16 protein-coding genes are annotated in these 14,915 nt (G+C 58.0%); all 16 read right to left on the bottom strand.

Translation table 11 applies throughout. The annotated features are described in order from the left end of the window. Position 1: 1 nt before the first annotated feature. A complete protein-coding gene (locus J5M73_RS00715) occupies positions 2–769 on the bottom strand; it encodes a DeoR family transcriptional regulator (protein WP_102862410.1) in 768 nt (255 codons plus the stop codon). A gap of 187 nt (positions 770–956) precedes the next feature. Beyond that, on the bottom strand, positions 957–2,324 hold the full coding sequence (gene glmU, locus J5M73_RS00710) for a bifunctional UDP-N-acetylglucosamine diphosphorylase/glucosamine-1-phosphate N-acetyltransferase GlmU (protein ID WP_102862411.1): 1,368 nt from the start codon (positions 2,322–2,324) through the stop codon (positions 957–959). 115 nt (positions 2,325–2,439) lie between these two features. Beyond that, positions 2,440–2,865, bottom strand: a complete 426-nt coding sequence (locus tag J5M73_RS00705; RefSeq protein WP_011064380.1) for a F0F1 ATP synthase subunit epsilon — start codon at positions 2,863–2,865, stop codon at positions 2,440–2,442. A gap of 45 nt (positions 2,866–2,910) precedes the next feature. Continuing rightward, complete coding sequence (atpD, locus tag J5M73_RS00700) at positions 2,911–4,287, bottom strand: F0F1 ATP synthase subunit beta (RefSeq protein ID WP_007924510.1); 1,377 nt, start codon at positions 4,285–4,287, stop codon at positions 2,911–2,913. A gap of 27 nt (positions 4,288–4,314) precedes the next feature. Continuing rightward, on the bottom strand, positions 4,315–5,175 hold the full coding sequence (gene atpG, locus J5M73_RS00695; protein ID WP_011064382.1) for a F0F1 ATP synthase subunit gamma: 861 nt from the start codon (positions 5,173–5,175) through the stop codon (positions 4,315–4,317). A 50-nt stretch (positions 5,176–5,225) separates the two neighbouring features. Continuing rightward, complete coding sequence (gene atpA / locus J5M73_RS00690; protein ID WP_102862412.1) at positions 5,226–6,770, bottom strand: F0F1 ATP synthase subunit alpha; 1,545 nt, start codon at positions 6,768–6,770, stop codon at positions 5,226–5,228. 21 nt (positions 6,771–6,791) lie between these two features. After that, positions 6,792–7,328, bottom strand: a complete 537-nt coding sequence (locus J5M73_RS00685; protein ID WP_102862413.1) for a F0F1 ATP synthase subunit delta — start codon at positions 7,326–7,328, stop codon at positions 6,792–6,794. A gap of 12 nt (positions 7,329–7,340) precedes the next feature. Next, positions 7,341–7,811, bottom strand: coding sequence for a F0F1 ATP synthase subunit B (locus tag J5M73_RS00680; protein ID WP_011064385.1), 471 nt, complete (start codon positions 7,809–7,811; stop codon positions 7,341–7,343). A 57-nt stretch (positions 7,812–7,868) separates the two neighbouring features. After that, on the bottom strand, positions 7,869–8,126 hold the full coding sequence (atpE, locus tag J5M73_RS00675) for a F0F1 ATP synthase subunit C (protein ID WP_002555987.1): 258 nt from the start codon (positions 8,124–8,126) through the stop codon (positions 7,869–7,871). A 133-nt stretch (positions 8,127–8,259) separates the two neighbouring features. Further along, on the bottom strand, positions 8,260–9,132 hold the full coding sequence (gene atpB, locus J5M73_RS00670) for a F0F1 ATP synthase subunit A (protein WP_102862414.1): 873 nt from the start codon (positions 9,130–9,132) through the stop codon (positions 8,260–8,262). A gap of 16 nt (positions 9,133–9,148) precedes the next feature. Beyond that, a complete protein-coding gene (locus J5M73_RS00665) occupies positions 9,149–9,556 on the bottom strand; it encodes a F0F1 ATP synthase subunit I (RefSeq protein WP_016964883.1) in 408 nt (135 codons plus the stop codon). Between the two features lie 148 nt (positions 9,557–9,704). After that, entirely contained in the window at positions 9,705–10,577 is an 873-nt protein-coding gene (locus tag J5M73_RS00660; RefSeq protein WP_011064387.1) for a ParB/RepB/Spo0J family partition protein, read from the bottom strand. A 9-nt stretch (positions 10,578–10,586) separates the two neighbouring features. Then, the gene (locus J5M73_RS00655) at positions 10,587–11,384 is read right to left on the bottom strand and encodes a ParA family protein (protein WP_011064388.1); all 798 of its coding nucleotides are present in this window, start codon (positions 11,382–11,384) and stop codon (positions 10,587–10,589) included. An 18-nt stretch (positions 11,385–11,402) separates the two neighbouring features. Then, on the bottom strand, positions 11,403–12,038 hold the full coding sequence (gene rsmG / locus J5M73_RS00650) for a 16S rRNA (guanine(527)-N(7))-methyltransferase RsmG (protein WP_170001428.1): 636 nt from the start codon (positions 12,036–12,038) through the stop codon (positions 11,403–11,405). 5 nt (positions 12,039–12,043) lie between these two features. Then, positions 12,044–13,936 (bottom strand): tRNA uridine-5-carboxymethylaminomethyl(34) synthesis enzyme MnmG, encoded by a 1,893-nt coding sequence (mnmG, locus tag J5M73_RS00645; protein WP_110594158.1) that lies wholly within the window; start codon positions 13,934–13,936, stop codon positions 12,044–12,046. Between the two features lie 560 nt (positions 13,937–14,496). Next, the gene (locus J5M73_RS00640) at positions 14,497–14,829 is read right to left on the bottom strand and encodes a hypothetical protein (protein ID WP_102862417.1); all 333 of its coding nucleotides are present in this window, start codon (positions 14,827–14,829) and stop codon (positions 14,497–14,499) included. Positions 14,830–14,915: the final 86 nt, after the last annotated feature.

The raw sequence follows: 14,915 nt of genomic DNA, 5'->3' as shown, positions 1-14,915 counted from the left end.
CCTAGCTGACAGCCGCGCAAATCAGAGTTATGCCGCGGGCCTGGATTTGGTCGCGGACCTCAAAGGGCAGGCGATCATCGGTAATAAGGGTATGGACGCTGCTCCATGGCAGCTCCAGATTGGGAATCTTGCGGCCGATCTTGTCGGATTCGACCATCACCACCACTTCACGAGCCACTTCGGCCATGACCCGACTCAACCCCAGCAATTCGTTGAAGGTGGTGGTGCCGCGGGCCAGATCGATGCCGTCGGCACCAATAAACAGCTGGTCGAAGTCGTATGAGCGTAGAACCTGTTCAGCCACCTGGCCCTGAAAGGATTCGGAATGGGGGTCCCAGGTGCCGCCAGTCATCAACAGCACGGGTTCGTGCTCCAGCTCGCTCAGGGCGTTGGCCACATTCAGCGAGTTGGTCATCACCACCAGGCCGGGTTGCTGGCCCAGTTCGGGAATCATGGCGGCGGTGGTGCTGCCACTGTCGATGATGATTCGTGCGTGTTCCCGGATGCGCTGTACCGCGGCCCGGGCAATCGCCTGCTTGTAGAGGGACACCGGCTGGCCAAGATCGCTGACCAGTTCCTGAGGCATGGTGATGGCGCCGCCGTAACGACGCAGTAGCAAGCCATTGCTTTCCAGAGCGGCCAGATCCTTTCGAATCGTAACTTCAGAGGTTTCGAAACGCTTGGCCAAAGCATCAACGCTCACTTCGCCCTGTTCATTGAGCAAGGCAAGGATATTGTGGCGGCGTTGGGGGGTATTGCGCTTCGACATGGCGGCTTAAGTTTCGATTCGAAAGATAACAGGCGCAATAAAAACCTATGATCGAAACTTCGTCAAGCGGAGGAAGTGAAAAAAACGCAGTTGTTGGGTAGGAAGTTACCCACATTCAGCCAGCCCCTACCGCTGAGCATAGGAGCTGGCTGACCGGCGAACAGGTCCGCCGCGGTTGTGGATAACCTCAGTCTTTCTTGATCTTCTCCGGCCGCTTCCAGCCGTCGATGTTCTTCTGCCGGGCCCGACCCACTGCCAGTTGGGCTGGCGCTACGTTCTGGGTGATGGTGGAGCCGGCGGCCGTGGTAGCACCGGACAAGATATCCACAGGTGCCACCAGGGAGTTGTTGGACCCGATGAACACGTCTTCGCCCATGACAGTCTTGTGCTTGTTCACCCCGTCATAGTTGCAGGTGATGGTGCCAGCGCCGATGTTGGTGCGGGCACCGATCACCGCGTCGCCCAGGTAAGTCAGGTGACCGGCCTTGGCGCCCTGGCCCAGGTGGGCATTCTTCAGTTCGACAAAGTTACCCACATGGGCACGGGCCTCCAGCACGGTGCCGGGACGCAGGCGAGCGAACGGGCCGGCATCGCTGCCCTCGCCCAGTACCGCGCCATCCAGGTGGCTGTTGGCCTTGATCACCACGCCCTTGCGCAGGGTACTGTCCTTGATCACACAGTTGGGACCGATCACCACGTCGTCCTCGATCACCACTCGGCCTTCGAGAATCACGTTGATGTCGATCAGCACGTCGCGGCCGACCGTGACTTCGCCGCGCACGTCGAAACGCGCGGGGTCACGCAGGGTCACGCCCTGGGCCATCAGCCGGCGCGCGGCGCGTAGCTGGTAGTGGCGCTCCAGCTCGGCCAGTTGCTTGCGGTCGTTGGCGCCCTGCACTTCCATGGCGTCGTGGGGCTGCTCGGTGGCGACAATCAGGCCGTCGCTGACTGCCATGGCAATCACGTCGGTGAGGTAGTACTCGCCCTGGGCGTTGTTGTTGGACAGGCGGCCGGTCCAGTCGCCGAGGCGCTTGCCGGGCACCGCGAGAATCCCGGTGTTGCCTTCGGTGATCGCGCGCTGGGCTTCATTGGCATCCTTCTGCTCGACGATGGCGGTGACCTTGCCACTGGCGTCACGGACGATGCGCCCATAGCCGGTCGGGTCATCCAGCTCGACGGTGAGCAGGCCCAGTTGTTCAGGTCCCGCTTGCTTGAGCAGGCGCTGCAGGGTCTCGACTTCGATCAGTGGCACATCACCATAGAGGATCAGCACCGTGTCGGCGGTAATGAAAGGTACAGCCTGGGCCACCGCGTGGCCGGTGCCCAGTTGCTTGTCCTGCAACACGAAATTCAGGTCATCGGCCGCCAGGCGCTCACGCACCGCGTCCGCGCCGTGACCGATCACCACGTGGATCCGCTGTGGGTCGAGTTGCCGGGCGCTGTGGATAACATGCCCGAGCATGGAGTTGCCGGCGACCGGGTGAAGCACCTTCGGCAGCGCCGAGCGCATACGAGTGCCTTGACCCGCGGCGAGGATAACGATTTCGAGAGACATGACTGGCTACCAATCCTGGGGGGCCGGCGACTGCGACCAAGGGGGGTGAATGGCGGAAAATAAAAAGGGTAGCCGAGGCTACCCTTTTTAATCAATCACACAGAAAGCCTGCGACTTAGCCGCCGAACTTCTTGCGGATCTGCTGGACGGTACGCAGCTGAGCTGCGGCCTCGGCCAGACGTGCAGCAGCAGAACCGTAGTCGAAATCTGCGCCTTTTTCATTCAGGGCCTTCTCAGCAGCCTTGACGGCTTCCTGAGCGGAGGCTTCGTCCAGGTCGGCAGCGCGTTGCACGGTATCGGCAAGAACCTTGACCATGTTCGGCTGAACCTCGAGGAAACCACCGGAGATGTAGAACACCTCGGCTTCCCCGCCCTGCTTGATCAAGCGGATCGGACCTGGCTTCAGGTTGGTGATCAGCGGTGCGTGACCCAGAGCGATACCAAGATCACCCAGTTCACCGTGCGCAACCACCATCTCCACCAGACCGGAGAAGATTTCCCCTTCCGCGCTGACGATATCGCAATGGACTGTCATAGCCATCTGCTTGCCTCAACCTAAATTAGCGCCCGTTGCCGGGCGCCGGGATTACAGTTTCTTGGCTTTCTCGATCGCTTCTTCGATGCCGCCGACCATGTAGAACGCTTGTTCTGGCAGGTGGTCGTAGTCACCGTTGAGGATGCCTTTGAAGCCAGCGATGGTGTCTTTCAGGGAAACGTATTTGCCTGGAGAACCAGTGAAGACTTCAGCCACGAAGAACGGCTGCGACAAGAAGCGCTGGATCTTACGAGCGCGGGATACCAACTGCTTGTCGGCTTCCGACAGTTCGTCCATACCCAGGATCGCGATGATGTCCTTCAGCTCTTTGTAACGCTGCAGTACGTACTGAACGCCGCGAGCGGTCTCGTAGTGTTCGTTGCCGATCACGTTCGGGTCCAGCTGACGGGAAGTCGAGTCCAGTGGGTCTACCGCTGGGTAGATACCCAGGGAAGCGATGTCACGGGACAGAACGACGGTGGCGTCCAAGTGGGCGAAGGTGGTCGCTGGCGACGGGTCGGTCAAGTCGTCCGCAGGTACGTATACCGCTTGGATCGAGGTGATCGAGCCTTGCTTGGTCGAAGTGATACGTTCTTGCAGAACGCCCATCTCTTCAGCCAGGGTCGGCTGGTAGCCTACTGCGGAAGGCATACGGCCCAGCAGTGCGGATACTTCGGTACCGGCCAGGGTGTAACGATAGATGTTGTCGACGAACAGCAGAACGTCGTTACCTTCGTCACGGAACTTCTCGGCCATGGTCAGGCCGGTCAGCGCTACGCGCAGACGGTTTCCTGGTGGCTCGTTCATCTGGCCGTAGACCAGAGCAACCTTGTCCAGAACGTTGGAATCCTTCATCTCGTGGTAGAAGTCGTTACCCTCACGAGTACGCTCACCCACACCGGCGAACACGGAATAACCGCTGTGCTCGATGGCGATGTTACGGATCAGTTCCATCATGTTTACGGTCTTGCCTACACCGGCACCACCGAACAGACCGACTTTACCGCCCTTGGCGAACGGGCAAACCAGGTCAATTACCTTGATCCCGGTTTCCAGCAGGTCGTTGCCGCCTGCCTGTTCTGCGAAGGAAGGAGCTGGACGATGGATGCCCCAACGCTCTTCTTCACCGATAGGACCGGCTTCGTCGATTGGGTTGCCCAGTACGTCCATGATCCGGCCCAGGGTCGCTTTACCGACCGGTACGGAGATGGCTGCGCCAGTGTTGTTGACGTCCAGACCGCGCTTCAAGCCTTCGGTGGAGCCCATCGCAATGGTACGCACCACGCCGTCGCCCAGCTGCTGCTGAACTTCCAGAGTGGTTTCGGCGCCTTGAACCTTCAAGGCGTCGTAGATGCTCGGTACGCTGTCGCGTGGAAATTCCACGTCGATAACGGCGCCGATGATTTGAACGATACGTCCGCTACTCATAGCTGGATCCTCTGAATATTTGAACCGTTAAACCGCGGCAGCGCCGCCGACGATTTCCGAGATCTCTTGGGTGATCGCAGCCTGACGCGCCTTGTTGTAGATCAGCTGCAAATCGCTGATCAAATCACCGGCGTTGTCGGTAGCGTTCTTCATTGCGATCATCCGCGCCGCTTGTTCAGCTGCGTTGTTCTCGACCACCGCCTGGTAGACCTGCGACTCCACGTAACGGACCATCAAGCCGTCCAGCAGCTCCTTGGCATCCGGTTCGTAGAGATAGTCCCAGTGGTGCTTGAGTTCTTGATCCGGGGTTGCCTCCAGTGGAATCAACTGCTCCACGGTCGGCTGCTGGGTCATGGTGTTGATGAACTTGTTGGATACCACGGACAGGCGGTCAATCCGGCCTTCCAGGTACGCATCCAGCATCACCTTGACGCTGCCGATCAGGTCATTGATCGACGGCTCTTCACCCAGATGGCTGATAGCTGCAACGACGTTACCGCCGAAGTTGCGGAAGAAGGCCGCACCCTTGCTACCGACCACACACAGATCGATCTCGACGCCTTGTTCGCGGTTTACCGCCATGTCCTTGACCAGGGCCTTGAACAGGTTGGTGTTCAAGCCACCACACAGACCACGGTCACTGCTCACCACAACGTAACCGACGCGCTTGATAGCACGGTCGATCATGAACGGGTGACGATATTCCGGGTTGGCGTTGGCCAGATGACCAATAACCTGGCGGATGCGCTCCGCATAAGGACGGCTAGCAGCCATGCGCATTTGTGCCTTGCGCATTTTGCTGACCGCCACTTTTTCCATGGCGCTGGTAATTTTTTGCGTGCTTTTGATGCTCGCAATCTTACTGCGAATCTCTTTTGCGCCTGCCATGTAACACCTATCAGGTTAGCAAGCGGGAGCCTTGCGGCTCCCGCTGCGGCTTACCAGGTTTGGGTGGCTTTGAACTTCTCGATACCGGCTTTCAGGCCAGCGTCGATTTCGTCATTGAAGTCACCCTTCACGTTGATCTTCGCCATCAGGTCGGCGTGATCGCGGTTGAAGTAAGCAATCATGGCCTGTTCGAAGCTACCAACTTTGGCAATCTCGACGTCCGTCAGGAAGCCACGTTCAGCGGCGTACAGGGACAAGGACATGTCGGCGATGGACATCGGCGCATATTGCTTCTGCTTCATCAGCTCGGTAACGCGCTGACCATGCTCAAGTTGCTTACGGGTCGCTTCGTCCAGGTCAGAAGCGAACTGGGCGAATGCCGCCAGTTCACGGTACTGAGCCAGAGCGGTACGGATACCACCGGACAGCTTCTTGATGATCTTGGTCTGAGCGGCACCACCCACACGGGATACCGAAACACCGGCGTTCACAGCCGGACGGATGCCGGAGTTGAACATGGCCGATTCCAGGAAGATCTGACCGTCGGTGATGGAAATCACGTTGGTCGGAACGAACGCGGAAACGTCGCCAGCCTGGGTTTCGATGATCGGCAGAGCGGTCAGGGAACCGGTCTTGCCAGTCACTGCGCCGTTGGTGAACTTCTCTACGTACTCTTCGGAAACGCGGGAAGCGCGCTCCAGCAGACGGGAGTGGAGATAGAACACGTCACCTGGGTAGGCTTCACGGCCTGGTGGACGGCGCAGCAGCAGGGAAATCTGGCGGTAAGCCACTGCTTGCTTGGACAGATCGTCATAAACGATCAGCGCGTCTTCACCGCGGTCGCGGAAGTATTCGCCCATGGTGCAACCGGAGTACGGTGCCAGGAACTGCAGTGCAGCCGATTCGGAAGCACTGGCAGCAACGATGATGGTGTTAGCCAGGGCACCGTTTTCTTCCAGCTTGCGAACCACGTTGGCGATGGTCGATTGTTTCTGACCGATCGCTACGTAGACGCAGAAAATGCCGCTGTCTTTCTGGTTGATGATCGCGTCGATCGCCAGAGCGGTCTTACCGATCTGACGGTCACCGATGATCAGCTCACGCTGGCCACGGCCGACAGGGATCATGGCATCGACAGCCTTGTAGCCAGTCTGTACAGGCTGGTCTACCGACTTACGCCAGATCACGCCTGGAGCAACTTTCTCGACCGCATCGGTCTCGGTGTTGTTCAGCGGACCTTTGCCGTCAACTGGGTTACCCAGTGCGTCGACTACGCGACCCAGCAGTTCCTTACCAACCGGAACTTCGAGGATGCGGCCGGTGCACTTGGCGCTCATGCCTTCAGCCAGACTGGTGTACGCGCCCAATACAACGGCACCTACGGAGTCTTGCTCCAGGTTGAGGGCCATACCGTAGACGCCGCCCGGAAACTCGATCATCTCGCCGTACATGACGTCGGCCAGACCGTGAATCCGCACGATGCCGTCAGATACGCTGACGACAGTGCCTTCGTTACGGGCTTGGGAGGTCACATCGAGCTTGTCGATGCGGCCCTTGATAATTTCACTTATTTCGGAAGGATTGAGTTGCTGCATTGCTCTGCTGCCCCTTCAAACTCAAGATTTCAATGCTTCGGCAAGGTTCGCGAGTTTGCCGCGAATCGAGCCATCGATAACCAGGTCGCCGGCGCGGATTACGACGCCACCAATAAGGCTGGCATCCTCCGCAGCGTGCAGTCGCACTTCCCGGCCGAGCCGTGCACTGAGAACCTTGGCGAGTTTGTCTTGCTGTTCTTGGTTCAATGCGAACGCACTGGTTACATCCACATCCACCGATTTCTCTTGCTCGGCCTTGTACAGGTCGAACAGAGCGGCGATCTCCGGCAACAGCAGGAGACGGTCGTTCTCGGCGGCAACGTGAATGAAATTCTGTGCCTGTGCATCAAACTTGTCGCCACACACTTCGATAAAAGTGTTGGCCTTTTCTGCGCTCGTCAGTCGCGGGGCCTTAAGCACGCGCTGCATGGTGTCATCTTGTGACACCGCTGCAGCCAGGCCGAGCATGGCTGACCAAGAGGCCAGCTGCTGGTGGGCCTGAGCGTGCTCGAAGGCCGCCTTAGCGTAAGGTCGGGCCAACGTGGTCAGTTCTGCCATGATCGCCCTCGCTTAAATTTCAGCAGCCAGTTTGTTAACCAGCTCTGCGTGCGCGTTTTGATCGATTGTGGCACCCAGGATCTTCTCTGCGCCATTGACGGCCAGGCTACCCAGTTGGGCACGCAGCGCGTCTTTGACACCGTTCAGTTCCTGTTCGATCTCGGCCTGAGCCTGAGCCTTCACACGTTCAGCTTCGACACGAGCCTGTTCACGGGCTTCGTCGACGATCTGAGAACCGCGCTTCTTGGCTTGCTCAATGATTTCAGCTGCCTGAGCTTTAGCTTCGCGCAGTTGCTGACCCGCTTTATCTTGGGCCAGTTCCAGGTCACGAGCTGCTCGGCTGGCAGCGTCCAGTCCATCCGCGATCTTCTTTTGACGTTCGTGCAAAGCAGCAATGACCGGAGGCCAAATGAACTTCATGCAGAACAATACAAAAATTAAGAACGCAACGGACTGGCCAATCAGGGTTGCATTAATGTTCACGCCAACACCTCGCTCGTTCGTTGTCCGTCACACCAATCAACTCGAATACTCGAGTGATTAGCCAGCGAGTTGACCAACGAAGGGGTTTGCGAAGGTGAAGAACAGAGCGATACCAACACCGATCATGGTTACGGCGTCGAGCAGACCGGCAACGATGAACATTTTAACTTGCAGCATTGGAACCATTTCTGGTTGACGCGCAGCGCCTTCCAGGAACTTGCCGCCCAGCAGGCCGAAACCAATTGCGGTACCCAGTGCGCCCAGGCCGATCAACAGTGCAACAGCGATAGCGGTTAGACCAACTACAGTTTCCATCTTTCCTCCCGACTTTTACGTCGTATGGTTTAGGTTTTTTAGATTAAAGCGGTAAAACAAATCGTTTCATCGAGCCCGAGACGGGCCCCCTCTCGCCGCAACGAGAGGGACATCAGACTAGTCGAGACTGGTCTTAATGGTTCTCTTCGTGCGCCATCGACAGGTAGACGATGGTCAGCATCATGAAGATAAAGGCCTGCAGGGTAATGATCAGGATGTGGAACACAGCCCACGCCCATTGCAGAACCACACCCATGCCGCTGAGCCACAGCAGACCACTGCCGAACATCACAGCGATCAGGATGAACACCAGTTCGCCGGCATACATGTTGCCGAACAGACGCAGTGCCAGAGAGATCGGCTTGGCAATCAGAGTCACGAATTCCAGCAGGAAGTTCACCGGAATCAGCAGCGCTTGAACGAAGATGTTCTTGCTGCCGAACGGATGCAGGGTCAACTCGCCGATGAAGCCGCCGATGCCCTTGATCTTGATGCTGTAGAAAATGATCAGCGCGAATACCGACAGGGCCATGCCCAGGGTGGCGTTCGGGTCAGTGGTGGATACGGCACGGAATGGAATGTGCGGATCGCCCGAGATCAACATGGCCAGTTGTGGAATCCAGTCCACCGGTACCAGGTCGATGGCGTTCATCAGGAACACCCAGACGAAAATGGTCAACGCCAGCGGTGCGATCACCGGGCTGCGACCGTGGAAGCTGTCCTTCACGCTGCCATCGACGAAGCCAACCATGACTTCAACGAAGTTCTGCAAAGCGCCCGGCACGCCGGAAGTCGCCTTCTTAGCCGCCATGCGGAACAGAAGAATGAAGATCACACCCAGTGCGACAGACCAGCCGAGGGTATCGACGTGGAATGCCCAGAAGCCCATTTCCTTGGCTTCTGCTGCGGAGTGGGCAAAGCCCCAGCTCCCATTGGGTAGCTGACCGAAGGTCAGGTTCTGCAAGTGGTGCTGGATATAGCCCGAAGCGGTTGTTTCTGCTGACATGGTTGCCTCAAACGCCCTAAGGTCTCGAAAGTCTTGTTCTCATTAGCAGGGGAGCGAACCAGCTGACCAGCTGGGTCAGCACGAAGACGCCGAATACAGCCAGCGGCGCCAATGGCTTCACACCTGCGAACGTCAGTGCAAACAGCACCGCCGTCAAAATCAGTTTGCCCGCCTCACCGGCATAAAAAGACCGGACTATGGCTTGGGCCGCTCGAGCGCCGGAAAACCGAAATGCCCTGTGAGCGAAATACACATTGGGTAGCAAGGCTATCAGTCCTCCGCAAAGGCCTGAGTACCCGGCAACGACTCCACGCCATTGCCAAAGCGCCAGAGCGGCTATCAGCAGAATGACCAACTGAGCCAATAAAACCGGAAAAACCGCCAAGCGATGAAACGGCAAGCGGTTTGGCGTGCGGGTTTCCATCGCTCTTGCTCCTCAAGGGTCGGCCGCCAGAATTCAATAACTTGGCATAATTTGTGCCGACAAAATGCGCGCAGAGTATAGGGGCGGTTCAGCCCCTATTCAACTGCCGGGTAGTGATTTCCGACTGCGCGCTACATGAGGAAATGTTTCAGCGAATGTGAGCGAGGACGCCTTGCAGCTCATCCAGGGAGTTATAGCCGATCACCAGCTGTCCCTTGCCCTTCTTCCCATGACGAATCTGCACCGCAGAGCCTAGGCGCTCGGCCAGGCGCTGCTCGAGACGGGCGATATCCGGGTCTGGCTTGACCGGTTCAGCAGGCTCCTGTTTGCCGCTCAGCCACTGGCGAACCAGCGCCTCGGTCTGACGTACAGTGAGACCTCGTGCGACAACGTGTCGCGCCCCTTCAACCTGTTGATTTTCCGGCAATCCGAGCAAGGCACGGGCATGACCCATTTCCAGGTCGCCGTGGGACAGCATGGTCTTGATTACCTCAGGCAAGGCAATCAGGCGCAGCAGGTTGGCCACACTGACGCGGGACTTGCCCACCGCTTCGGCGACCTGTTGCTGAGTCAGCTGAAATTCCTGCTGCAGGCGCTGCAGGGCCACCGCTTCCTCGATGGGATTGAGGTCTTCGCGCTGGATATTCTCGATCAGCGCCATGGCGATAGCGGTTTCATCCGGTACATCGCGGACCATCGCCGGGATGGTTTCCTGGCCGGCCTGCTGGCTGGCGCGCCAGCGGCGTTCACCGGCGATGATCTCGAAACGACCACCACCAATGGGACGGACCACGATCGGCTGCATCACACCCTGGCTCTTGATCGAGTTGGCCAGTTCCTCCAGTGCCTGCGGGTCCATGTCCCGGCGTGGCTGGTACTTGCCACGCTGGATCAGGTCCAGAGGCAGGTGTTGCAACTCACGCTGGTCGGCCTGCACCGCTTGTTCTTCCAGTGCGCTGACAGTCGGACCACTCAACAGTGCATCCAGTCCACGTCCGAGACCTCGTTTCTTGACGGCCATGGGGATTCCTTAAGTTGGCTGGGCGGCTGCGACGCGCGATTGTTTACGTTGCCGGCGAACCATCTCGCCCGCCAGGGCCAGGTAGGCCAGCGCGCCACGGGATTGTTTGTCGTACGCCAATGCCGGCATGCCGTAGCTCGGCGCCTCGGCCAAACGGATGTTGCGCGGAATCACGGTGTCGTACAGCTGATCGCCGAAGTGTTCCTTGAGCTGCGCGGAAACATCGTTCATCAGGCTCAGGCGCGGGTCGAACATGGTACGCAGCAAGCCTTCGATCTTCAGCTCGGGGTTGAGCAGTTCAGCGATACGCTTGATGTTATCCACAAGGTCGCTCAGGCCTTCCAGCGCGTAGTACTCGCACTGCATGGGGATAATCACCCCATCGGCGGCCACCAGGGCGTTGAGGGTGAGCATCGACAGCGACGGCGGGCAGTCGATCAGGATGTAGTCGTAGTTTTCACGAATCGGCGCCAGGGCGCTGCGCAGACGGCTTTCCTTCATCTGCATTTCCAGCAGCACCACTTCCGCGGCCGTCAGGTCGCGGTTGGCCGGCAGCAATTGATAACCACCATGTTCGGAGAAGTGCATGGCCTGGGCCAGGTCGCATTCACCAATCAGCAGGTCATAGACCGAGTTTTCCAAACCGTGTTTATCCACACCGCTACCCATGGTGGCGTTGCCCTGTGGATCGAGATCGATCAACAGCACCCGGCGCTTGGTCGCTACCAGGGATGCTGCGAGGTTGATGCAGGTGGTGGTCTTGCCCACGCCACCTTTCTGGTTCGCTATCGCGAATACCTTAGCCATTCTTGCTTGTGTTCCCAATCATGCCGTGCGGCGCAGTATCAGCAGATGGCGTTGGCCTTGGCAACCGGGTACGGCCAAGGCGTGTTCGCTATCGAGGTGGAAGTCTGCCGGCAATGCTAACAGCTCATCCGAGGGATGGACGCCCTTCATTGCCAGCCAGCGTGTATCGCGGTCGCCCAGGTGGCGGGTCCAGTTGGTGAAGTTCTCCATGCTGCTGAACGCCCGGGAAATGATCCCGTTGAAAGGCTGTTCAGGCGTGAAGGCCTCGACCCGGCTGTGGATAACTTGCAGGTTATCCAGCTTGAGTTCGAGTTTGACCTGTGTCAGGAAGCGGGTTTTCTTGCCGTTGCTGTCCAGGCAGGTGACTTGCGACTCGGGAAACAGGATTGCCAGAGGGATACCGGGCATCCCGCCGCCGCTGCCAACATCCAGCCAGCGGCCGTTTTCGATGAACGACATTACGCTCAAGCTATCGAGCAGATGGCGGGAGACCATTTCATCCGGGTCGCGCACCGCCGTCAGGTTGTAAGCCTTGTTCCACTTGATCAACAGGGCCAGGTAACCCAGCAGCAATTCGTGCTGGGCTGCGCTCAGATTGACACCGAGCTGGCGAGCGCCTGTGGATAACTCATCCGCGTGTTGTGGGGTGACCATAGAACTCAAGCGCTTTGCTCCAACTGACGGCCCGCGCCGCGTTTTTTCAAATGAATCATCAACAGGGAAATCGCCGCCGGGGTCACGCCGGGAATACGCGACGCCTGGCCCAGGGTTTCCGGACGGGTTGCGCCGAGCTTGCTCTGGATCTCCTTCGACAGGCCAGAAATGCCGGTGTAATCGATATCCACAGGCAGCTTGGTGTCTTCACTGGCGCGCAGACGGGCAATTTCGTCCTGCTGGCGATCGATGTAGCCGGCGTACTTGGTCTTGATCTCGACCTGTTCCGCGACCTGTGGATCTTCTGCGCCGTATCCGGTCACTTCGACCAGACCAGCGTAGTCGATTTCCGGACGGCTCAGCAGGTTCAGCAGGTTGTACTCGTGGGTCAGCGGCGTACCGAATTTCTGAGCAATGGCATCGCCCTGCTCGGTGCCCGGACGGACCCAAGTGGACTTCAGGCGTTGCTCTTCCTGGGCAATGCCTTCGCGTTTCTTGCAGAAAGCGGCCCAGCGCACGTCATCCACCAGACCCAGTTCCCGGCCCTTTTCGGTCAGGCGCAGGTCGGCATTGTCTTCGCGCAGAATCAGGCGGTATTCGGCCCGGGAAGTGAACATCCGGTACGGTTCCTGGGTACCCAGGGTAATCAGGTCATCCACCAGCACACCGATATAGGCTTCATCGCGGCGCGGGCACCAGCTGTCTTTGCCCTGGGCACGCAGTGCGGCGTTGGCCCCGGCCAGCAAACCCTGGGCGCCGGCTTCTTCGTACCCGGTGGTGCCGTTGATCTGACCGGCGAAGAACAGGCCGCCAATGACCTTGGTTTCCAGGCTGTATTTCAAATCCCGCGGATCGAAGTAGTCGTACTCGATGGCATAACCCGGGCGCACGATGTGTGCGTTTTCCATGCCGCGGATCGATTGCACGATCTGCAACTGCACGTCGAACGGCAGGGATGTGGATATCCCGTTCGGGTACAGCTCATGAGTGGTCAGGCCTTCAGGTTCGATAAACACCTGATGGCTTTCCTTGTCGGCAAAGCGATGGATCTTGTCTTCGATCGACGGGCAGTAACGCGGGCCAATGCCTTCGATCACCCCGGAATACATCGGCGAACGATCGAGGTTCGAGGCGATGATCTCGTGGGTGCGGGCGTTGGTGTGAGTAATCCAGCAACTGACCTGTTGTGGATGCTGTTCTTTCGAGCCCAGGAACGACATCACCGGAATCGGTGTATCCCCAGGCTGTTCGGTCATGACCGAGAAATCCACAGAACGGCCATCGATGCGTGGCGGAGTACCGGTTTTCAGGCGGCCGACCCGCAGTGGCAACTCCCGCAGACGTTGTGCAAGGGCGATCGAAGGTGGATCACCTGCGCGACCGCCGGAGTAGTTCTGCATTCCGATGTGGATAAGTCCACCGAGGAAGGTTCCGGTGGTAAGCACCACGGATTCCGCGAAGAAACGCAGACCCATCTGGGTCACAACACCGCGTACCTGATCCTGTTCAACGATCAGGTCATCTGCGGCTTGTTGAAATATCCACAGGTTCGGCTGGTTCTCGAGGATCTCGCGCACCGCCGCCTTGTACAGAACACGGTCGGCCTGGGCGCGGGTAGCGCGCACGGCTGGGCCTTTGCGGCTGTTCAACACACGAAACTGAATACCGCCCTTATCGGTCGCCATGGCCATCGCGCCACCTAGGGCATCGATTTCCTTGACCAGATGGCTCTTGCCGATCCCACCAATTGCGGGGTTGCAGCTCATTGCTCCGAGGGTTTCCACGTTATGCGTCAGCAACAGGGTTTTGGCCCCCATGCGTGCTGATGCAAGTGCTGCCTCGGTACCGGCATGACCGCCGCCGATGACGATCACTTCAAAACGGGAAGGGAAATCCACCACGCACCTCGTGCCTGCTTCAAGTAGGAGTAATTAGGAGTAGTTGTCGGGTTGGTTTTTGGACCAAGGCGGCAAGTATAGGGACTTAGCCCTTCCTAAAGAACCCTTTGCACAAAATTTAACCAGCTGTGGATGAATCACGGTCAATAGAAATTAAAAGAGAGAAATTTATTAAATCCTTGTTTTTATGTTTATTCTTATACACACGCCTTTCTGTGGATAGATTGCTACAGACCTTTATATTCAATATGTACAGAGGTTTTAAACTCTGTGATTAGGTGGCCAGGAGGCCCTTGGATAAGCGGTTTAAACCTGTGGATGAATGGGGTGGTTATCCACAGGCGTGGTTTTCCTCAGTTTTGAAGCCTGGTTATCAACCGAGCTGAAGGGCAGTTATTCACAGGGCTTAATCCACAGAAAACATCCGCGTCCAGGGAAACTCAGGCACAGGTCGACCTTGTTGTGGCCTCAACGGCTACAACGGATCGATCAGGGAGAGGGAGAAACAGACAGGCTGCGCGAGCCTGTCTGTGGATAACACCAGGTGATGATTGCAGCGGTTACTCGGGGCGCTTGACCAGGCGACCTTGTATCCACCAACTCAACGCCAGCGTGACAATGACCAGGACCAGCCAGTATTTCTTCAAACCAGCCTTGGCGCTATCGAGTATCGAGGCGCTGGCCATGTCATTGCCCGCCAGAGATGGGTTCGTCGAGATCCCGTCGTTCAAGCTTTGAGCTTCAACCTCTGGGGAGTTCTGGGCCGAAACGGCGGACGGCTCGAAGGCGGCGACACCCTCCGCCACAGGCGCCTGATCCGAGGGAAGTTGAGCCCAACTGCCTTGGCAGACAAGGGCCAGACCCAGTACCGCGAGATAGCTACAAAAGCGCATAAACACCTTTCCATCCATTTGATAGCAGCGACCGCGGATGCTGGCCGGGGCTTGAACGAATGAATATCAGCTGATTCCGATTCTTC

It is taken from the genome of Pseudomonas sp. 50_B, assembly GCF_017491625.1.
Classification (GTDB): domain Bacteria; phylum Pseudomonadota; class Gammaproteobacteria; order Pseudomonadales; family Pseudomonadaceae; genus Aquipseudomonas; species Aquipseudomonas danubii.
This window is presented reverse-complemented; position numbering and strand designations above follow the sequence as displayed.